Here is a 21442-nt window from a genome sequence, read left to right as displayed (position 1 = left end):
GAAGTTGGGAGATGACTTTTTGAAAATAAAAACGATATTAATTAGCCCTGATGGCAGCGGAAATCCTTTTTATTTTTCTTTAAAAATAAAAAGATTAAAGCGAACAGCAGGACTGGACGTAATTATAAAAACAGAGCGTTATGCTCCTAAACAATGAAAGCAAAAGCATTTGACATACGATTATTTAAACGAATTTTAGTTTACACCAAACCTTATCAATGGCGATTTAATGGCGTGGTGGTTTTTGCCATTTCATTATCCGTTTTTGCGGCTTTACGCCCGTATTTATTGAAGCAAACAGTGGATGGCTACATTCAAACCGAAGACGCTAACGGACTCTTGATGTACATCACTTTAATGGGGATTGTATTGCTACTGGAGGTTTTTTCACAGTTTTACTTTGTGTATTGGGCAAACTGGCTGGGGCAAGATATCGTCAAGGACATTAGAGTCAAGCTCTTTAAACACATTCTAAGTTTTAGGATGAAATATTTTGATTTGGTTCCTGTAGGACAGCTCGTAACCCGTTCAGTTTCTGACATTGAAGCCATTGCTCGTATTTTTAGTCAAGGTCTTTTCATGATTATCAGTGACCTGATGAAAATGGTGGTAGTACTTGGTTTTATGCTTTATATGAACTGGAAACTGACATGGATTGTAATTATTGCCATGCCTATATTAGTTTATTTTACTAGAATTTTTCAACGTAAAATGCAGATAGCCTTTGAGGAAGTACGTGCCGAAATTGCTAACATGAACACCTTTGTACAAGAGCGTGTGACAGGTATGAAAATCGTGCAATTGTTTAATCGCGAGACTATTGAATCAGATAAATTTAAAGAAATCAATCACAAACATAAAACGGCTTGGATTAAAACCATTTTATACAACTCGATTTTCTTCCCAATTGCCGATATTATTTCTTCGCTGACTTTGGGTTTTGTGGTTTTGTATGGGGGTATAAAAATCTTAAATGGCGACAATTTTACCACTTTTGGTGATTTATTCTCGTACACTATGTTTATTGGAATGTTGTTCAACCCTTTGCGTCAAATTGCGGATAAGTTCAACGAGATGCAACTGGGAATGATTGCTGCTAATCGTGTGTTTGAAATCCTAGACACTCAAGACCAAATTCAAGATACAGGAAAAGTAGAAGCGCCAGTTTTTGATGGTGCTATCTCTTTTAAAAAGGTTCATTTTGGTTATATCCCAAATGAAGAAGTCATAAAAGGTATCTATCTCGAAGTCAACGCTGGTGACACTATTGCAATTGTAGGCTCCACAGGTGCAGGAAAATCTACAATTATCAACTTATTGAATCGTTTTTACGAAATCAACGAGGGAACGATTTGTATTGACAATCATAATATTGAAAACTACACATTGAGTTCGTTACGCAAGCAAATTGCAGTAGTTTTGCAAGATGTGTTTCTTTTTGCCGATACTATTTACAACAACATCACCCTGAACAACCCTGAAATTTCCAGAGAAGATGTTTACAAAGCAGCAAAAGAAATTGGCGTTCATGATTTCATTATGAGCTTACCAGATAATTATGATTTTGATGTAAAAGAAAGAGGTGTGATGTTGTCATCAGGTCAGCGTCAATTGATTGCTTTTTTACGTGCTTATGTGAGTAATCCGAGTATTTTGATTTTGGACGAAGCAACTTCATCTATCGATACTTATTCTGAAGAATTAATACAACGAGCAACGGAAACTATTACGCAAGGTAGAACGTCTATAGTAATTGCGCATCGTTTAGCAACTATCGTAAATGCTGATAAAATTGTTGTAATGGATCAAGGTTTGATTGTAGAACAAGGAACCCATCAAGAATTGATTGACAAAGAATCTGGTTATTACAAAAACTTATACGATTCGCAGTTTTCGGTTGCAAACTAAACTATTATACAAAACAAAAGAGGGAATGCAATACATTCCCTCTTTTGTTTTAATCAGATTATTTCTTTTCCAACACCAGAATATCTCCTGGTTTTAAAACAGCCTTAGCTTTTACCGAAACACCATTTAATTGAGATACTTTAGCACCTAATATTTTTACATCAGAATTAGCCACTCCAATAGCATGGATTGTAATTTTTTCTTTTTCCGAAACAACAAACACATCTGTTTGATTTGAAAAACCAACAGATATTCCGTCAATTGTAACTTCTTTCAAATTAAACAGATAAGCTTCCCTTTCTTTCGAAAGCGACTTCAAATCATCTCCTTTTGCTTGAAAAGAAAGATTGTTTACTTTCCAACCATCAACAATTGAAGCAACTTTTTTTGCATCAAGACTATTACTGTACCCTTTATAAGGATAAATAACGGTTATGAAATTAAAATTAGAACTATTTGATTTTGAAACAACAGTCCATTCTTTCCCTCTAGTTCCTGCATTAAGAACTCTGTCAGCTGGATTCAATTGTAAAATATCACACCCACTAGCATCAGGAAAATTGGCTCTAACTAAATTTGGACCGTCTTCGGTTGTGTAATGACCTTGCCATACTTGCTTAAAATCATGAGTTTTATCAGAATTGAAGTTGTCTTTTACTATCCAAAATCCATTCTTAACAAAAAGTACCTGCCTAGAGTAGCTTACACCTACATTTTCAAAGCCATCATGACTACCAGCAAAAAAGTCATAATTCACATTCGTTTTCCATGCTATTGTTTTAGGTTTTGGCAATTGTTTGTATTGACCAAATCCACTACCACCGGCATTTCCAGTCCAATTTTTACCTTGCAATTCATCATCTACAAGGGCTACATTTTTAACCATCGAATTTTTAAAAAACTCAAAATCTGGTAATGAATAGCGCACCTGATAATTTGGCAAAATAACATTCCCATTAGCCATTGCTTGCACTCCCAACATATCACCATGCTGATGGTCTGGCTTATCTTTATCCAAACCTGCACTTATAATCATCATTTTATTATTGGCTTCCCATCCTTCTCTCATTATATAATATTTCGTTTCGGGCAATTCAACAGACTTAAAAGAAGGTTGTTGTTTAGAAATAGAATTCAGTTGTTCCATTTGCTTCCCGCTTACAAACCAATAAATTTGGTTGTCGACATGGTTCGTAGCTAGAAAACCAAATTCAGGATCATTAAACAACAAATATCCTAAAGTAACGGCTCCCGAAATATCATTTTTCTCTGCCCAAGGTTCATTAGTATCATCTTGTAAAACAGGTGCTGATTTATCTGGATAAGCAATTTTAACTAAGGTCGAAAATAATTTCTTCAATGATTGCTCCCAAGTTTTACTCACCTGAACATTACTCCTTTGAGCTAATTGATACACATAAAAATAGGTTTCGATATCACTAATATGATAATGGACAGAACGCTCAAATTGAAATCCATCAGGATTTACCTCTTTAGTAAGGTGTTCCTCTAAACGTAGCATCGCTCTTTGATTCCATAACTCTGTTCCTTCAAAATCTCTAAAAAGAATCGAAAGCATTGCCAAAGCTGACATACCTCTAGTCTGGTGATTCCCTGGTGTAAATTCAGCATTGTTTTCATATAAGTCTTGACCATGCTGTAACAAAGTAGCGATAGTTACTAATTGATCTTTATCAGAATAGTCCTTTTGCCCTAAAAACATATTATGAATCGTTAACCAGTTTAACACTCTATACCCTGTTCTAAACACCTCATAAACGCCATTACCACTTTCCATGGTTTCAAACTTTCTAGCATTTAAGGCATCATTCAATGAAGACAGTTGGTTAGTGAAATAACGAATATACTTAGGGTCCTTTTTAGTATAGAAATATTCAAACCCTACATCAACCATTTTATGTTGTCTCGCCAAATGTCTCAAGGCATAAGCGTTAACAGCCTCTCCGTTTAAATAATTAAATGGAAGTTGCCAATGAGTAGAATCCTTAAATTTCTGCATATGGTCTGCCGCTCTTTCTTTATGGGAAGATTGGTTATCATACAATTTATTGTAGGCTTCGAATCGGTTTTCAAATTGTCTCCAATCATAAAAGTAACGTTCCGAAAATTTCTCTCTAAAATAAGCAGCTAGGACAGCTTCAGTATCTTTGTTTTGAGACAACAAATTATTTTTAGTCTCTTCATTCAAATAATTCACTAAGGATTTAGTGTCAATTATAGCATCCTTAGAAATATTCGTTTGTGCGTATGTACTTAAACACAGCAATAAGAAAACATAAGGCAAAAGTTTTTTGGATAAATTCATAGTTAAATTGGTTTACCACAAAAAAAGCAAAAAAAAACAACATATTTAAGTGAATAAAAACTGAAATTGTGATAATTTTTTTTATAAATAAAAATAGTCTCGAAAATATTTGATTTAAATTTTAAAAATGAAATCAACATTCAATCCAAAAATTTCACTTTCCTAAGAATCTCTGTGAAATAACCCTATAAATTAGTAAATCCATAAAGTTTTAAATCAACTTTTAAAATAAATCCGTAATTTCGCAATCGCATTACAATTGTAACAACCAATTTAAAAAAACAGTTGTTCAAGCAAGTTGATCTTAAGCATTAAATATAAAATAGCAAAAAAATGAAATACGACGTTATTGTTTTAGGAAGTGGACCAGGCGGATATGTAACTGCCATTAGAGCATCACAATTAGGGTTTAAAGTTGCCGTAGTTGAAAAAGAAAACTTAGGAGGTGTTTGCTTGAACTGGGGATGTATCCCTACCAAAGCTTTATTAAAATCAGCTCAAGTTTTTGATTATCTAAAACATGCTTCTGATTACGGATTGACTGTTTCTTCATTCGACAAGGATTTCCCAGCTGTAGTTCAACGTAGCCGTTCGGTTGCTGAAGGAATGAGTAAGGGAGTTACTTTCTTGATGAAAAAAAATAAAATTGACGTGATTAATGGTTTTGGTAAACTAAAACCAGGTAAAAAAATTGACGTTACAGATAAAGACAATAAAGTTACTGAATATAGTGCTGACCATATTATTATTGCTACAGGAGCTCGCTCTCGTGAGTTGCCTAACTTACCACAAGATGGTGTAAAAGTTATTGGTTACCGTCAAGCAATGACTTTACCAAAACAACCTAAATCAATGATCATCGTTGGTTCTGGAGCAATTGGAGTTGAGTTTGCACATTTTTACAATTCTATGGGAACTGAGGTTACTATTGTAGAATTTATGCCAAACGTTGTACCTGTTGAAGATGAAGATATCTCAAAACAATTTGAAAAATCTTTGAAAAAAGCAGGTATTAAAGTGATGACCAATTCTTCAGTAGAGCGCATTGACACTTCTGGAAATGGAGTTAAAGCATTTGTAAAAACAGCTAAAGGAGAAGAAGTTCTTGAGGCTGAAATTTTACTTTCTGCTGTTGGTATCAAAACTAACATTGAAAACATTGGTTTAGAAGAAGTAGGTATTGTTACTGATAGAGATAAAATTTTAGTTAACGCTTACAATGCTACAAATATTCCAGGTTACTACGCTATTGGTGATGTAACTCCTGGACAGGCTTTGGCTCACGTAGCTTCTGCAGAAGGAATCAACTGTGTTGAAAAAATTGCAGGAATGCACGTAGACCCAATTGATTACGGAAACGTACCAGGTTGTACTTATGCTACTCCTGAAATTGCTTCTGTAGGTTTGACTGAAAAACAAGCTAAAGAAAAAGGATACGATTTGAAAATTGGTAAATTCCCATTCTCAGCTTCTGGAAAAGCACAAGCTTCTGGAAATTCTGATGGTTTTGTAAAAGTAATCTTTGATGCAAAATACGGAGAATGGTTAGGATGCCACATGATTGGTGCTGGTGTAACAGATATGATTGCTGAAGCAGTTGTAGCTCGTAAACTAGAAACTACTGGTCACGAAATCCTTAAAGCAATTCACCCACACCCAACAATGAGTGAAGCGGTTATGGAAGCTGTTGCTGACGCTTATGGTGAGGTAATCCACTTATAAAATAAAGCGCTACGTAGAGACGCGCTGCAGTGTTACTCTACAGTATATTATATCAAAATCCGATTTGTGAAAACAAGTCGGATTTTTTTGTTTATTACAAATATTTCTTTTTCAATAAAGAATCCCGAAATTTGGTACATTAGACATCCTAAAAACAAAACTATGACACTTGAAATTGAAACTCCAGCCTTACTCTTTTCTGCAACCTCCTTAATATTGTTAGCCTATACAAATCGTTTTTTAACCGTTGCAACCATTGTAAGGGGACTTAAAGATACTTATGAAAAAGAGGAAAGTAAAATCATCTTGTTAGAAATAAAAAACCTAAATCTTCGTCTCACACTCATCCGATACATGCAACTATTTGGCGTATGTAGTTTATTCCTTTCTGTATTTGCAATGTTATTATTATTTATAGAGCAATCCCTTTTTGCACTTTACTTTTTTGGGTTTAGTTTATTAGGCCTACTCATCTCCTTAGGTTTGTCTTTTTGGGAAATAAGTATCTCTGTTGAAGCCTTACGTGTTCACTTAAGTGGTATAATAAAAAAGAATCCAATTGATTAAACCTTTATCTCAATTTAGCATCCTATAGAACAACCAATTAACAAAGTCTTCTTTTTACTCATTAAATTAATTGTGATTTAAAAAGAAAAACGGATTTACCAACCAAAAAATCTAAACAATTATGAATCGAAATTCACTTTGGTCGCTCCGATTAGGTTTTTCTAATAAACAGGCATCAACAATTGAAAACTTAGGAATAAAAAAATTCTTAGAACAATCATTTCGTGTCCCTTTTGATAATAACATTCCCTTATTTTTAGCAGATAGCCCTAAAACTTTTGCTGAATTAAAGGAAATGCGTCAAATGGCCAAAGATGCTGATGGCGAAGCAAAAAAAATGCTTCTAAAAGCTAGCAACAGTACAAATGTCGAAATGAAGTCATGGTGGATTGATAAAATGCTAAACGACGAATTTCCTTTAAAAGAAAAAATGGTTTGCTTTTGGCACAATCATTATGTAGCCACCTATCAAAAAGTAAAAGTAAATTATTGGATTTTTCAGCACAACCAAATTTTACGAGAACATGCTTTTGGAAACTTCAAAGAACTAACCAAACAAATCGTACAATCTAACGCTGTGGTTCGTTACTTAGACAACACCGATAATAAAAAAGGGAAAATAAACGAAAATTTAAGCCGTGAATTATTAGAACTTTTCACCATCGGAATAGGCAATTACACCGAAGATGACATTCAAAATGGCGCTAAAGGTTTAGCCGGTCTTGGCATTGGCGAAGACAAAGCAACATACCGCAAAAGAGAAGAAGACAATGACCCGATTATTTATTTTGGAAAGAAAGGAGTTTTCAAAATTGACGAAATGGTAGATATTATTTTCGAACAAAAAAACATCCCTTATTTTGTAACTCGAAAAATCCTAAAATGGTTTATATATGATGAGCCTAATGAAAAATTAGTAACCTATTACGGAGACTATTTTAGATCAGTAAACTTTGAAATCAAACCATTATTGACCAAAATTTTCACCGAAGAATTCGATAAAAATACTGCTGGTTCTAAAATTAAAAATCCATTAGAATACAGTTTACAGTTAATCTCAGAATTAAATATAGACATTAAAAACAATGCCTTTATAGCAAATTTTGCGAAACAACAAAATATGGATTTATTCAACCAGCCCAATGTGAAAGGTTGGGATGGCGGAAAATCTTGGCTTACTTCACAAATGTATTTACAGAGAAACAATCTTTCGTATATCCTTACAAATGGTAGAATATTAAATCAAAAACTACTCAAAGATCCATCAAAAATGGACAGTCCTAAAATGAAGGAAGTCCCTGTGCATTTGGACTGGACCAAAGGAAACAACAAACAAATCATTGCGCAATTGTCTGATAGATTACTTTTTCAGGTGGACGAAAGCAGTCAAAAAGATTTTGAATCTATCTTAAAATATGATTTTGACGAAAATGCCAAAAATGCTGATCAGGCCGTTTTGAGATTATTCAGCAACATGATAAAACTTCCTGAATTTCAATTAATTTAATCCAATCATCATGAACAGAAGAAACTTTTTAGCCTTAACAGGAACTTTTACTGGTGGTTCTTTACTTTTACCTGACTTCCTACATGCCTTTGGCTCACAACAAAACTTAGTTATAGGTGAACAATCTGTTGTTTTTGTACAACTTAATGGTGGAAACGATGGATTAAATACCTTTATCCCTTATCAGGATCCTAATTATTACTTTTTACGTCCAAAAATCGCATTATCAAAAGAAGAAGTGATAGGCGCAGATAAAGGAATGGCATTTCATCCTGCACTTAAAGGATTTGCTCAAATGTTACAAAACGGACATTTATCTGTTATTCAAAATGTAGGATATCCTGAAGCTAATCGCTCGCATTTTCGTTCGCAAGAAATTTGGCAAACTGCTTCGGCTTCAAACCAATATTTAAACGAGGGATGGCTTGGACGTTACTTAGACTTACAATGCAAAGAACATAATCCGATTGCGGGAATAAACATTGACAATACAGATACTTTATCACTTAAAGGTCAAGAACCTAATTCTATCACGGTCAAAGACCCAGATAGATTTAAAATCAAAAAAAACAAAGAAGACAATGTGCAATTATCAAAAAATCCTTCTTTAGATTTTGTTCGAAAAATTGCTGATTCTGTTGTGGAAGGTTCTGATGAAATTCAAAAAGCATTAGCTCGTTCTACTGCCGAAACTAGCTATCCAAAAACCAGCTTAGGTAAAAATCTCGAATGGATTGCTCGTTTGGTCAAAGGAAATTTAAACTCAAAAGTTTACTATACTTCGCTTGGAGGTTTTGATACCCATGACAACCAACTCCCTATTCATAAAAATAAATTAACAGAATTGAATGATTCTTTATTTAGTTTTTATGAAGATCTAAAAAAATCCAATCTATTACAAAACGTTACAATTGTAGTTTTTTCTGAATTTGGTCGTCGTGTAAATGATAACAAAAACGGAACTGATCACGGAAAAGCTGCTCCTATGTTCATTATTGGCGGAAATAATAAAGGCAAAATTATTGGTAACAACCCTAACTTAACCGATTTAGACAAAGGAGACTTAAAGTATGAAGTTGATTTTAGAAGTGTTTATGCTTCGATTTTACAACAAAAACTAAATTTTGATTACACTAAAATCGGCATCAAAAACAAACCTTTGAGTGGATTATTTTAATCATTATATCTACTTCCAATAAAAAACGAAACCCCTATCTTTACACTGTATTTAAAATAATAAAATGTTTAAAAACACTGTATTCAAAGGGGTTTTCTTAGTTGGACTAGGAGCAATAAGCTATGGTGTTCTAGCCACTTTTGTAAAAATGGCTTATAATCAAGGTTACACAACTGCCGAAATTTCTTGTTCACAATTCATCTTAGGAATTATTGGATTATTGCTAATCAATTTAATCCAAAAAAAACGTCAAAAGACTGCACCTTTAAAAACCTCAAAACAAAACATTCTAAAATTGATGATAGCTGGAACCTCAATGGGGTTTACTAGTATTTTTTACTACCTATCAGTCAAATACATTCCGGTTTCTATTTGCATTGTATTACTCATGCAAACGGTTTGGATGGGTGTTTTGCTCGAGATGATTTTAACCAAAATGTTACCCTCTTTACAAAAAATAATTTCAGTTCTAATAGTATTAGTCGGCACAATACTCGCCACAAATTTAGTTAACGAACAGTTCCAACTCAATTATAAAGGTTTTCTTTTTGGAATACTGGCAGCCGCATCTTTTACTGCAACCATGTTTACGGCACATAGTGTTGTGACTACTATTTCAACTGTTCAGCGCACATTATACATGCTGCTAGGTGGCACCCTAATCGTACTTACATACACGATTTTTTTACAAAACATGCCATTTGACTGGAGTGTATTCCCTAAATGGGGATTAATTGTAGCTGTATTTGGGACTATTTTGCCACCAATATTGATGAATTCTGGCTTTCCTCTTACTGGAATAGGGCTTGGAAGTATCATATCGGCCTTAGAATTACCGGTGTCAGTATTAATGGCTTACTTTCTTTTAGAGGAAGAAGTAAATACCCTCCAATGGCTAGGAATTTTGCTGATTATAATTGCAATCCTACTTATGAATCTCAAAAATTTAAATAAATTTCACCCCCATAAAGTAGCCAAAGAACCAATACCTAAAGAAGTTATATAAAAAAAATTACAAAAAAAAATCCTTGTTTCATTCCAACCAATTACTATTTTTATTAATATTGGTATATAAATAGAATCATCTATCATAATCATTAAAACCAAGTAGAATTAATTTTCACGTGATGAAAAAGAGTAACCGCAAAGAACTGAACTGGGAACAAACAGAAAAACTTGTTACATTAGCCCTAGAAGAAAAGAATCCTTTTGAAATTATCAAAAAAGAATTTGGTCTTGTTGAAAAAGAGGTTCTAGAGATCCTGAAGAAAAAGATGCCTGTTGAAAAATTTGAAATGTGGAAGAAAAAAGCAACAGCAAATAAACCGAAACCGAAACCTTTAAAAATCGATGATTTTGACGAAGATTTGGATGGAAAATATTACATAAAGAATAAATTTGACTAAAAAAAGTACCAAAAGCACTCCTAAATCAAGGGGTGTTTTTTTTTAATGTCCTTCAATTTTCAAAAATCAAACCTATAAATGAAAAAACTTATTTTAATTCTTACAGCAACCACATTTTTATGGAGCTGTAAACCAACAATTGATAAAAAATTAGCAAAACAAGAAATTGAAGTGCTAATTAACTTAAAGGACATAAAAGACGATAAAGTAATGGTAACACTCACACCGCCAAAAATCACATCTGATTTCATTATTTACAGTTTACCAAAAATAGTTCCAGGAACCTACTCCATAGATAATTATGGAACATTTATTGACGACTTAAAAGCCTATGATAAAAAAGGCAATCTAATGACTGTTTCAAAAAATGATGAAAATTCATGGACTATTAAAAACGCAAAGGCACTCGGCAAAATTACCTACTGGGTTAACGATACTTTTGACTCTGAAAAAGGAGAAGGTTTCGGCAGTGGCGACATCTTCTCACCTACAGGTTCTAATATAGCAGCTGATGAAAACATTCTAATGAATACACATTGTTTTATTGGGTATTTCAGTAATTTTTTAGATTTACCATATAAAGTGCAAATTACTCATCCTGCTACACTATGGGGAGCAACTTCAATGACTGATCTAGACCCCAGTAATACAAATGACATCTTTTTTTCTTCAAAATATGCTGAATTAGTTGAAAACCCGATTATGTACTCCAAACCAGACACCACCACTTTTACAGTTGACGGAATGGAAATCTTAATTAGCGTTTACTCACCTACTGGAAAAATCACTGCTGAGAGTATTTCATCAGGTATGAAAACAACCATCACGGCACAGAAAAAATTCTTAGGAAACATCAACACAACCAAAAAATATACAGTTTTATTATACCTGTCTGATATTAAAAAAAATGATGCTCGGGGATTTGGGGCACTAGAACATCCCACTTCTACAACTGTTGTATTTCCAGAAGTGATGTCGCAAGAAGAACTGACAGAACAAATGAAAGATGTTGTTTCTCATGAATTTTTTCACATTGTAACACCATTAACCATCCATTCGAAGGAAATTCAATATTTTGACTATAATGCCCCTAAAATGTCACAACATTTATGGATGTATGAAGGTGTGACAGAATATTTTGCAAATCTTTTCCAAATTAATCAAGGACTAATTACAGAAAATGAATTTTACACCCGAATTGCCGAAAAAATAGAACACGCCAATACTTTAAATGATACCATGTCCTTTACTACAATGAGTGCCAATGTTCTCAAAAGCCCTTATAAAGAACAATACCTTAATGTATACGAAAAAGGAGCCTTGATAGGCATGTGTATTGACATCATTATAAGAGAAAAAAGCAATGGTGAAAGAGGAATTTTAGACTTAATGCAAAAATTATCAAACGAGTACGGAATTACAAAACCATTTAACGACAACGAACTGTTTGATAAAATAACCCTTTTAACATATCCCGAAGTTGGTGATTTCTTAAAAACTTATGTAGCCGGAACAACTCCAATTCCATATAACGACTATTTAGCCAAAGTAGGCATAACACAATCAAAAGAAAAAAAGCCCGTATCGATATTCATAAAAGGACAATCTCCTTATATCAATGTCATTCCACAAACAAAAGAAATTATTGTACTACCAGAGATAGTATTAAACGAATTCTTTACAGAATTAGGCCTAAAAGGAGGTGATATCATACTAAGCATTAATAATCTTCCATACAACCTTGACAACATTTATGATTTATTAGATGAAAGTGAAAAATGGAAAGAAAATGAGGCAATAACAATTAAAATTAAAAGAGCAGGAAAAGAACAAATTATCAATGGAAAAGTAAAACTTCCTTATGAAGATATCGACACCTTTAAAGCTACTGATCCTACAAAAGAAAAACTTAAAAACGCTTGGTTAAAAGGTTAGTATTCCAACAATTTTATTAATTTGCACTCTTTTAAAATAACAAATTGCTATTTCACATTAGCACTAAAACGAATCAAACTAACAATGAAAAATTTATTAATTGTAATTAGTTCACTATTTTTATTAGCTTCATGTTCTCAGAAGGAAACCAAAGGCAATGTTCAGATTACAGGGAACATCAAAGGATTAAAAAAAGGAACATTATATATCCAAAGAATTGTAGATACAGCTTTCATAGTAATTGACACAATTGAGATAGACGGAAACTCTAATTTTACTAGTAGTCTAAATTTAGAATCACCAGAAATGCTTTATCTGTTCTTGGACAGAGGTGTTACAAATTCACTCGATAATAATATTTTGTTTTTTGCAGAACCAGGAAACATTTCCATAGAAACTAACCTTGATAGTTTTTTAGGTTCGGCTAAAATAACGGGATCTAAAAATCATGAAGTATATGAAGAATACAAAAAATTAGCCTCAAAATTCAAAGATGAAAACCTTAACCTTATAGAAGCAAAATTTTATGCTACTAAATTCCAAAACAACACCAAATTAGATAGTATTAATGATAAAATGGTCCAAAATACCAAGCGAAAGTATCTTTACACTGCTAACTTCGCTTTAAATCATCAAGACAATGAAGCTAGTCCTTATATCGTCTTATCTGAAATTAGAGATATTAATTTGAAATATTTGGATACCATTCAAAAAACAATGACTCCAAAGGTTGCCAAATCACTTTACGGTAAAAAACTAACAGACTACGTTAACGCCATAAAGAACGAAAACCAATAACATCAATTAAACCTGTTCAAATGAACAGGTTTTTTTTATGGAAAATTTGATTAAACAATAAGTATAAACTAAAACCATTACAAGACCTACCTCATACGTATCAATCACCAATAAACTAATTTAAACACAAGGGAAAATCATTTTTTATTATCTCTAGGAGCATTCACTCTCAATTCCATAATAAACAACCTCCTGCTTTCGCCTATATCTCTTCGCTCCGCTACGAGGATACCGGCTCTATCAGGGCTAAAAAACAAGAGACTATTCCCATGACAACGATTCTAAAATTAAATTAAAAGTAAGTTCAATTCATTATTGGAACTCAATTTCAAACCAATATTATTACTTATATCGATGTTTTAGACCTAGAACACTATCAAACAATAAAACTGTTTCAAACTTAACAGAGAACTCAAATACTCTAACTCATACATAACTGAACCAAGCAAAAAACGATACCTATAATTAAAGTAAACCGTCCAAAAAAGAGAGGCTTTACTAATGTAAGACGATAATATACTTTTTAAAAAAATTACTACACCAACTTCACTAACGCACTAACTACTCCGCTTGGATTAAATTTTACCTTATTTTTAAAAAAAATAAAACAAAAATCCACTTCAAATAAATGACAAGGATTAAGAATATTTTCGCTTTAGTAAAAATGCTATAAAAACAAAAAAACCTGTTTCGCTAGAAACAAGGTTTTCAAAGACTCGACGGCTTATCCCTAACTTAGCGAAGTTAAAGTAGACACCCACTCTCCTACAAAATGTAATACCATCTGCGCAGGCAGACATAACTACTCTGTTCGGATCAAATTTTACCTTATTTTTTTAAAAAATAAAACAAAAATCCTCATCAAATAAATGACAAGGATTAAGAATACTTCCGTTTTAGTAAAAATGCTATAAAACAAAAAACCCGTTTCGTTAGAAACAGGGTTTATAAAAACTCAAGGCCTTAGCCCGAACTGAGCGAAGCTAAAGGCGACGACATACTCTCCCACAAAAATGCAGTATCATCTGTACTGGCAGACATAACTACTCTGTTCGGATTAAATTTTACCTTATTTTTTTTAAAATATAAAACAAAAATCCCCATCAAATAAATGATAAAGATTAAGAATATTTTCGTTTTAGTAAAAATGTTATAAAACAAAAAAACAGTTTCGTTAGAAACAGGGTTTTCAAAGACTCAAGGCCTTAGCCCGAACTGAGCGAAGCTAAAGGCGACGACATACTCTCCCACAAAAATGCAGTACCGTCTGCGCTGACGAACACAACTACTCTGTTCGGATTAAATTTAACCTTATTTTTAAAAAAAATAAAACAAAAATCCACTTCAAATAAATGACAAGGATTAAGAATATTTTCGCTTTAGTAAAAATGCTATAAAACAAAAAACCCCGTTTCGTTAGAAATAGGGTTTCAAAGACTCGAGGGCTTAGCCCGAACTGAGCGAAGCTAAAGGCGACGACATACTCTCCCACAAAAATGCAGTACCGTCTGCGCTGACGAACACAACTACTCTGTTCGGATTAAATTTAACCTTATTTTTTTTAAAAAATAAAACAAAAATCCACTTCAAATAAATGACAAGGATTAAGAATATTTTGGTTTTAGTAAAAATGCTATAAAACGAAAAACCCGTTTCGTTAGTAACAGGGTTTTCAAAGACTCAAGGCCTTAGCCCGAACTGAGCGAAGCTAAAGGCGATGACATACTCTCCCACAAAATGCAATACAATCTGCGCAGGCAGACATAACTACTCTGTTCGGATTAAATTTTACCTTATTTTTTAAAAAAATAAAACAAAATGCTATAAAACAAAAAACCCTGTTTCGTTAGAAACAGGGTTTTCAAAAGAAAGGCGACGACATACTCTCCCACAAAAATGCAGTACCATCTGCGCTGGCGGGCTTAACTACTCTGTTCGGGATGGGAAGAGGTGAGCCCCGCCGCAATAACCACCTTAAGGTCGCTTTGCAATGGGTAACTAGCTTGAGCTAATTAACATTACACAATATCTTAACATACTGAGATAAAGAAAAAAATATTTGTATTACTAGAAAGTTTCTTCCCCCCACACTTGCGTGCTTTCTCCCCCTCCTTCGGAGGAGGTTAGGGGGGAGGATTTGTACATAAGCTTACGGATTATTAGTACTACTCGACTATGACATTACTGCCTTTACATCTATAGCCTATCAACGTGGTCATCTCCCACGATCCTTAAAAGAAATCTCATCTTGTGGTGGGTTTCGCGCTTATATGCTTTCAGCGCTTATCCCTTCCAAACGTAGCTACTCTGCAGTGCCACTGGCGTGACAACAGATACACTAGAGGTTTGTCCAATTCGGTCCTCTCGTACTAGAATCAGATCCACTCAAATTTCTTGCGCCCACAGTAGATAGAGACCGAACTGTCTCACGACGTTCTGAACCCAGCTCGCGTGCCACTTTAATGGGCGAACAGCCCAACCCTTGGGACCTTCTCCAGCCCCAGGATGTGACGAGCCGACATCGAGGTGCCAAACCCCCCCGTCGATATGAGCTCTTGGGGGAGATCAGCCTGTTATCCCCGGCGTACCTTTTATCCTTTGAGCGATGGCCCTTCCATGCGGAACCACCGGATCACTATGCTCTACTTTCGTACCTGATCGACCTGTATGTCTCTCAGTCAAGCTCCCTTATGCCATTGCACTCTTCGCACGGTTACCAAGCGTACTGAGGGAACCTTTAGAAGCCTCCGTTACTCTTTTGGAGGCGACCACCCCAGTCAAACTACCCACCAAGCAATGTCCTCCGCAACGCGGAGTTAGGCCTCAGATAAACAAAGGGTTGTATTTCAACAATGACTCCACAACGCCTAGCGACGCCACTTCACAGTCTCCAACCTATCCTACACATCATTTATCCAAGGTCAATACTAAGCTATAGTAAAGGTGCACAGGGTCTTTTCGTCCCACTGCGGGTAAACGGCATCTTCACCGTTACTACAATTTCACCGAGCTCATGGCTGAGACAGTGTCCAGATCGTTACACCATTCGTGCAGGTCGGAACTTACCCGACAAGGAATTTCGCTACCTTAGGACCGTTATAGTTACGGCCGCCGTTTACTGGGGCTTCAATTCAATGCTTCTCCGAAGATAACATCTCCTCTTAACCTTCCAGCACCGGGCAGGTGTCAGGCCCTATACTTCATCTTACGATTTTGCAGAGCCCTGTGTTTTTGATAAACAGTCGCCTGGACCTCTTCACTGCGGCCAGCATTGCTGCTGGCGACCCTTCTCCCGAAGTTACGGGTCTATTTTGCCTAATTCCTTAGCCATGAATCTCTCGAGCACCTTAGAATTCTCATCTCGACTACCTGTGTCGGTTTGCGGTACGGGTACTATTAACCTGAAGTTTAGAGGTTTTTCTTGGAAGCCCTTAGGTACACTATCTCTTTGTCCGAAGACGCCGAGTACTATCGTAATTCCCCAAGCCGCGTGGATTTGCCTGCGCAGCCTATAGGTACATACTTCAACGAACTATTCCGTCAGTTCGCGGTACTTTCATCACTCCGTCACCCCATCACAGTTAACAGTAGTACGGGAATATTAACCCGTTGTCCATCGACTGTCCCTTTCGGGTTCGCCTTAGGTCCCGACTAACCCACAGCTGATTAGCATAGCTGTGGAAACCTTAGTCTTTCGGTGTGCGGGTTTCTCGCCCGCATTATCGTTACTTATGCCTACATTTTCTTTTCTAACCAGTCCAGCATGCCTTACGACACACCTTCAACCCTGTTAGAATGCTCCCCTACCACTTTGTATTACTACAAAATCCATAGCTTCGGTAATATACTTATGCCCGATTATTATCCATGCTCGTCCGCTCGACTAGTGAGCTGTTACGCACTCTTTAAATGAATGGCTGCTTCCAAGCCAACATCCTAGCTGTCTAAGCAGACAAACCGCGTTCTTTCAACTTAGTATATATTTGGGGACCTTAGCTGATGGTCTGGGTTCTTTCCCTCTCGGACTTGGACCTTAGCACCCAAGCCCTCACTGTCGTGAAACATTATATAGCATTCGGAGTTTGTCAGGAATTGGTAGGCGGTGAAGCCCCCGCATCCAATCAGTAGCTCTACCTCTATATAACTTATGCACGACGCTGCACCTAAATGCATTTCGGGGAGTACGAGCTATTTCCGAGTTTGATTGGCCTTTCACCCCTACCCACAGATCATCCCAAGACTTTTCAACGTCAACGGGTTCGGTCCTCCACTTTGGGTTAACAAAGCTTCAACCTGTCCATGGGTAGATCACACGGTTTCGCGTCTAACACTACTGACTAAAGCGCCCTATTCAGACTCGCTTTCGCTACGGATCCGTGGCTTAACCACTTATCCTTGCCAGAAACGTTAACTCGTAGGCTCATTATGCAAAAGGCACGCCGTCACCCAACGAATGGGCTCCGACCGCTTGTAAGCGTATGGTTTCAGGATCTATTTCACTCCGTTATTCACGGTTCTTTTCACCTTTCCCTCACGGTACTGGTTCACTATCGGTCTCTCAGGAGTATTTAGCCTTAGCGGATGGTCCCGCCAAATTCAGACAGGGTTTCACGTGCCCCGCCCTACTCAGGATACCACTATCCTTTACAGTCATTACTTATACAGGGCTATCACCTTCTTTGGCTTTACTTTCCAGTAAATTCTAATTCTTCATGCAAGAAATGTCGTGGTCCTACAACCCCAGCATTGCCGTAACAACACTGGTTTGGGCTAATCCGCGTTCGCTCGCCACTACTTACGGAATCACTTTTGTTTTCTTCTCCTCCGCCTACTTAGATGTTTCAGTTCAGCGGGTTTGCCCACCTATCGGTGTACTATGTCTTCAACATAGTGGGTTGCCCCATTCAGGTATTTACGGATCAACTCTTGTGTGCAGATCCCCGTAACTTTTCGCAGCTTATCACGCCTTTCATCGCCTCTGAGAGCCTAGGCATCCCCCATACGCCCTTATTTTGCTTATTGTACCAATCATAAATTTAATTATGACCGTTTTTGTTTGTTTTCTACTATAAATAGTAAAAAACGCTTTCTACTTTTTATATTTTTCTTATCTCAATATGTCAATGAACTTTTACTCTGGATAAATTCCAATTTTTAAATCCCAAATTCCAATAATTGGTATTTGTAATTTCTTTTTTTTGAAATTTGCTCTTCGAGCTTGTGGAGAATAACGGAGTCGAACCGTTGACCTCCTGCGTGCAAGGCAGGCGCTCTAGCCAGCTGAGCTAATCCCCCCATTCTTTAGTGTACAGTTAACAGTTCTCAGTTAACAGTACTTAGAACGGTTAGCCAACCTCTAAAATTTCCTTTTCTTAAGTTTAAATAGTAGTCCCGGGCAGACTCGAACTGCCGACCCCTACATTATCAGTGTAGTACTCTAACCAGCTGAGCTACGAGACTCTGTTTTACTTAAGTTTTATTCTTTTTTTTTTAAATTAACAGCAAGAGTAATATAATGTCTAAATCTAATCCCAATAGTTCTTTTCGTCTTTTTCCTTAGCGTGCTTACGCTAACACTAAGGCTCTAGAAAGGAGGTGTTCCAGCCGCACCTTCCGGTACGGCTACCTTGTTACGACTTAGCCCTAGTTACCAGTTTTACCCTAGGCAGCTCCTTGCGGTCACCGACTTCAGGCACCCCCAGCTTCCATGGCTTGACGGGCGGTGTGTACAAGGCCCGGGAACGTATTCACCGGATCATGGCTGATATCCGATTACTAGCGATTCCAGCTTCACGGAGTCGAGTTGCAGACTCCGATCCGAACTGAGAACGGTTTTATAGATTCGCTCCTATTTGCATAGTGGCTGCTCTCTGTACCGTCCATTGTAGCACGTGTGTAGCCCAAGGCGTAAGGGCCGTGATGATTTGACGTCATCCCCACCTTCCTCACAGTTTACACTGGCAGTCTTGTTAGAGTTCCCGACTTGACTCGCTGGCAACTAACAACAGGGGTTGCGCTCGTTATAGGACTTAACCTGACACCTCACGGCACGAGCTGACGACAACCATGCAGCACCTTGTAAATTGTCTTGCGAAAGTTCTGTTTCCAAAACGGTCAATCTACATTTAAGCCTTGGTAAGGTTCCTCGCGTATCATCGAATTAAACCACATGCTCCACCGCTTGTGCGGGCCCCCGTCAATTCCTTTGAGTTTCAAACTTGCGTTCGTACTCCCCAGGTGGGATACTTATCACTTTCGCTTAGCCACTGAACTTGCGCCCAACAGCTAGTATCCATCGTTTACGGCGTGGACTACCAGGGTATCTAATCCTGTTCGCTACCCACGCTTTCGTCCATCAGCGTCAATATATTAGTAGTAACCTGCCTTCGCAATTGGTATTCCATGTAATCTCTAAGCATTTCACCGCTACACTACATATTCTAGTTACTTCCTAATAATTCAAGCCCTACAGTATCAATGGCCGTTTCCCCGTTGAGCGGGGAGATTTCACCACTGACTTATAAGGCCGCCTACGGACCCTTTAAACCCAATGATTCCGGATAACGCTTGGATCCTCCGTATTACCGCGGCTGCTGGCACGGAGTTAGCCGATCCTTATTCTTACAGTACCGTCAAGGCTCTACACGTAGAGCGGTTTCTTCCTGTACAAAAGCAGTTTACAATCCATAGGACCGTCATCCTGCACGCGGCATGGCTGGTTCAGACTTGCGTCCATTGACCAATATTCCTCACTGCTGCCTCCCGTAGGAGTCTGGTCCGTGTCTCAGTACCAGTGTGGGGGATCTCCCTCTCAGGACCCCTACCCATCGTTGCCTTGGTAAGCCGTTACCTTACCAACAAGCTAATGGGACGCATGCTCATCTTTCACCGTTGTAACTTTAATATCATGTTGATGCCAACTCGATATACTATGAGGTATTAATCCAAATTTCTCTGGGCTATCCCTCTGTGAAAGGTAGATTGCATACGCGTTACGCACCCGTGCGCCGGTCTCTAGTTCCGAAAAACTATACCCCTCGACTTGCATGTGTTAGGCCTGCCGCTAGCGTTCATCCTGAGCCAGGATCAAACTCTTCATCGTATATTATGCTTCCGCCGTGGCGGACTATTTATTTTTGACTGAAGTTCTAGTGGTTCGTTTCAAATCTATCGATTCTATTACTCTTATTCTTTTGTTCTTAAAATCTCTCTTAAGAACGGCTGTCAATTCAATATGTCTAGGAACGTGTTCTTCTTATTTTCTCTTCGTTTTTCACAATGTTTGTGTTTCTCGAAGCGGGTGCAAAAGTACAACTTCTTTTTAATCTCACAAGAAAAATTTAAAGTTTTTTTTTCTTTTTTCAAAGCTCAAAACCTTATTTCTCTTGTCAGTATTTCAAATAACTTAGCGCTTTTGCGGGGTGCAAATGTAAAACCTAAATTCTTTTCTCACAAGCTTTTTTTGATATTTATTTTAAGAAGTTTTAATCTCCTTTATATCTCAATCGCTTGCCAGTATGTCAGTGAACGTCTTGCTTGTTGCGGGTGCAAAAGTACCGCCTTTATTCAATTAAACAATACCTTTTCATAACTTTATTTTAACCTTTTTCTCAACTCGCTGAAAATGTGAATATTGTTTTTGAAGAGAAATAAGATTTTGTAGGAGTTTAGGCTTGTTTAAACACAAAGAGCACCAAGGAAGCACTAAGATCACAAAGCAATTAAACACAGATTGCTCAGATTGACACAGATTAAAAACACTTAAAAAGGGATTGTATTAAGATACACGGAAGACATGAATAGTTTGAACAGAGATTGCTCAGATTAGCGCAGATTGAAATCAATCAACAGAGACTGACCACTGATTTACTAGAGGATTTTGACACAACACCTATATACAAACACAGATTTGTTTCCATATATATACAGCAGCAACGAATCATATTCACCTAAAACTCACTAAAACCACTCTAATCAAGCACTAAATCATATCCCATTTGCCAATAGAAACGGAAACAATTGTGATACTAGACATTTATACCAACACAAAATCACATCACTTAAAAGACCTTAAATTTAAACGAAAAAAAAAGCCA

11 protein-coding genes, 2 tRNA genes and 3 rRNA genes are annotated in these 21442 nt (G+C 36.6%); 10 read left to right on the top strand and 6 right to left on the bottom strand.

The window, feature by feature from the left end:
* Nucleotides 1-4: 4 nt before the first annotated feature.
* Both SLW70_RS07115 and SLW70_RS07110 read left to right on the top strand, forming a co-directional pair.
* Nucleotides 5-157: a hypothetical protein gene (locus SLW70_RS07115; RefSeq protein WP_320891395.1), complete on the top strand. Its 153-nt coding sequence runs from the start codon at nucleotides 5-7 to the stop codon at nucleotides 155-157.
* Nucleotides 154-1908: an ABC transporter ATP-binding protein gene (locus SLW70_RS07110; RefSeq protein ID WP_320891394.1), complete on the top strand. Its 1755-nt coding sequence runs from the start codon at nucleotides 154-156 to the stop codon at nucleotides 1906-1908. The genes SLW70_RS07115 and SLW70_RS07110 overlap by 4 nt, the downstream gene beginning before the upstream one ends.
* Nucleotides 1909-1966: 58 nt before the next feature.
* On the opposite strand, the gene SLW70_RS07105 is transcribed toward SLW70_RS07110, so the two are convergent.
* Nucleotides 1967-4234 (bottom strand): heparinase II/III family protein, encoded by a 2268-nt coding sequence (locus SLW70_RS07105; protein ID WP_320891392.1) that lies wholly within the window; start codon nucleotides 4232-4234, stop codon nucleotides 1967-1969.
* A 333-nt stretch (nucleotides 4235-4567) separates the two neighbouring features.
* Between SLW70_RS07105 and lpdA the strand changes: the two genes are divergently transcribed.
* The 8 genes from lpdA to SLW70_RS07065 all read left to right on the top strand — a co-directional run bounded on the left by lpdA (nucleotide 4568) and on the right by SLW70_RS07065 (nucleotide 13346).
* The gene (gene lpdA, locus SLW70_RS07100) at nucleotides 4568-5956 is read left to right on the top strand and encodes a dihydrolipoyl dehydrogenase (protein ID WP_320891391.1); all 1389 of its coding nucleotides are present in this window, start codon (nucleotides 4568-4570) and stop codon (nucleotides 5954-5956) included.
* Nucleotides 5957-6118: 162 nt separating this feature from the next.
* Nucleotides 6119-6523 carry a DUF2721 domain-containing protein gene (locus SLW70_RS07095; RefSeq protein WP_320891766.1) on the top strand — a complete coding sequence of 135 codons (405 nt, stop codon included), beginning with the start codon at nucleotides 6119-6121 and terminating at the stop codon, nucleotides 6521-6523.
* Nucleotides 6524-6644: 121 nt separating this feature from the next.
* On the top strand, nucleotides 6645-8030 hold the full coding sequence (locus tag SLW70_RS07090; protein ID WP_320891390.1) for a DUF1800 domain-containing protein: 1386 nt from the start codon (nucleotides 6645-6647) through the stop codon (nucleotides 8028-8030).
* Nucleotides 8031-8040: 10 nt separating this feature from the next.
* Nucleotides 8041-9207, top strand: coding sequence for a DUF1501 domain-containing protein (locus tag SLW70_RS07085; RefSeq protein ID WP_320891389.1), 1167 nt, complete (start codon nucleotides 8041-8043; stop codon nucleotides 9205-9207).
* A gap of 64 nt (nucleotides 9208-9271) precedes the next feature.
* Complete coding sequence (locus tag SLW70_RS07080) at nucleotides 9272-10213, top strand: DMT family transporter (RefSeq protein WP_320891388.1); 942 nt, start codon at nucleotides 9272-9274, stop codon at nucleotides 10211-10213.
* A gap of 121 nt (nucleotides 10214-10334) precedes the next feature.
* Nucleotides 10335-10613, top strand: coding sequence for a DUF2805 domain-containing protein (locus SLW70_RS07075; RefSeq protein ID WP_320891387.1), 279 nt, complete (start codon nucleotides 10335-10337; stop codon nucleotides 10611-10613).
* A 78-nt stretch (nucleotides 10614-10691) separates the two neighbouring features.
* Entirely contained in the window at nucleotides 10692-12548 is a 1857-nt protein-coding gene (locus SLW70_RS07070; RefSeq protein ID WP_320891386.1) for a peptidase M61, read from the top strand.
* Between the two features lie 84 nt (nucleotides 12549-12632).
* Nucleotides 12633-13346 (top strand): DUF4369 domain-containing protein, encoded by a 714-nt coding sequence (locus SLW70_RS07065; protein WP_320891385.1) that lies wholly within the window; start codon nucleotides 12633-12635, stop codon nucleotides 13344-13346.
* Between the two features lie 1867 nt (nucleotides 13347-15213).
* On the opposite strand, the gene rrf is transcribed toward SLW70_RS07065, so the two are convergent.
* The 5 genes from rrf to SLW70_RS07040 form a co-directional block, all read right to left on the bottom strand.
* A 5S ribosomal RNA gene (gene rrf / locus SLW70_RS07060) occupies nucleotides 15214-15323 on the bottom strand.
* A gap of 162 nt (nucleotides 15324-15485) precedes the next feature.
* Nucleotides 15486-18368, bottom strand: a 23S ribosomal RNA gene (locus SLW70_RS07055).
* Between the two features lie 199 nt (nucleotides 18369-18567).
* Nucleotides 18568-18641: transfer RNA gene (locus SLW70_RS07050), tRNA-Ala, on the bottom strand.
* A gap of 91 nt (nucleotides 18642-18732) precedes the next feature.
* Nucleotides 18733-18806: transfer RNA gene (locus SLW70_RS07045), tRNA-Ile, on the bottom strand.
* A gap of 128 nt (nucleotides 18807-18934) precedes the next feature.
* Nucleotides 18935-20448: ribosomal RNA gene (locus SLW70_RS07040) — 16S ribosomal RNA — on the bottom strand.
* Together the 16S, 23S and 5S rRNA genes with 2 tRNA genes alongside form the textbook arrangement of a ribosomal RNA operon.
* Nucleotides 20449-21442 lie beyond the last annotated feature (994 nt).

The sequence above is a fragment of the Flavobacterium sp. NG2 genome (genome assembly GCF_034119845.1).
In the GTDB taxonomy this organism is placed as follows: domain Bacteria; phylum Bacteroidota; class Bacteroidia; order Flavobacteriales; family Flavobacteriaceae; genus Flavobacterium.
Note: the sequence above shows the minus strand (reverse complement) of the source record. Positions and strands in the feature narration are given on the sequence as shown.

Bases quoted from the DNA above. Each gene is read 5' to 3' on its own strand.
- SLW70_RS07080 (WP_320891388.1), top strand. From the start codon at position 9,272: ATGTTTAAAAACACTGTATTCAAAGGGGTTTTCTTAGTTGGACTAGGA.
- SLW70_RS07095 (WP_320891766.1), top strand. From the start codon at position 6,119: ATGACACTTGAAATTGAAACTCCAGCCTTACTCTTTTCTGCAACCTCC.
- SLW70_RS07110 (WP_320891394.1), top strand. From the start codon at position 154: ATGAAAGCAAAAGCATTTGACATACGATTATTTAAACGAATTTTAGTT.
- SLW70_RS07075 (WP_320891387.1), top strand. From the start codon at position 10,335: ATGAAAAAGAGTAACCGCAAAGAACTGAACTGGGAACAAACAGAAAAA.
- SLW70_RS07105 (WP_320891392.1), bottom strand. From the start codon at position 4,234: ATGAATTTATCCAAAAAACTTTTGCCTTATGTTTTCTTATTGCTGTGT.
- lpdA (WP_320891391.1), top strand. From the start codon at position 4,568: ATGAAATACGACGTTATTGTTTTAGGAAGTGGACCAGGCGGATATGTA.
- SLW70_RS07065 (WP_320891385.1), top strand. From the start codon at position 12,633: ATGAAAAATTTATTAATTGTAATTAGTTCACTATTTTTATTAGCTTCA.
- SLW70_RS07070 (WP_320891386.1), top strand. From the start codon at position 10,692: ATGAAAAAACTTATTTTAATTCTTACAGCAACCACATTTTTATGGAGC.
- SLW70_RS07085 (WP_320891389.1), top strand. From the start codon at position 8,041: ATGAACAGAAGAAACTTTTTAGCCTTAACAGGAACTTTTACTGGTGGT.
- SLW70_RS07090 (WP_320891390.1), top strand. From the start codon at position 6,645: ATGAATCGAAATTCACTTTGGTCGCTCCGATTAGGTTTTTCTAATAAA.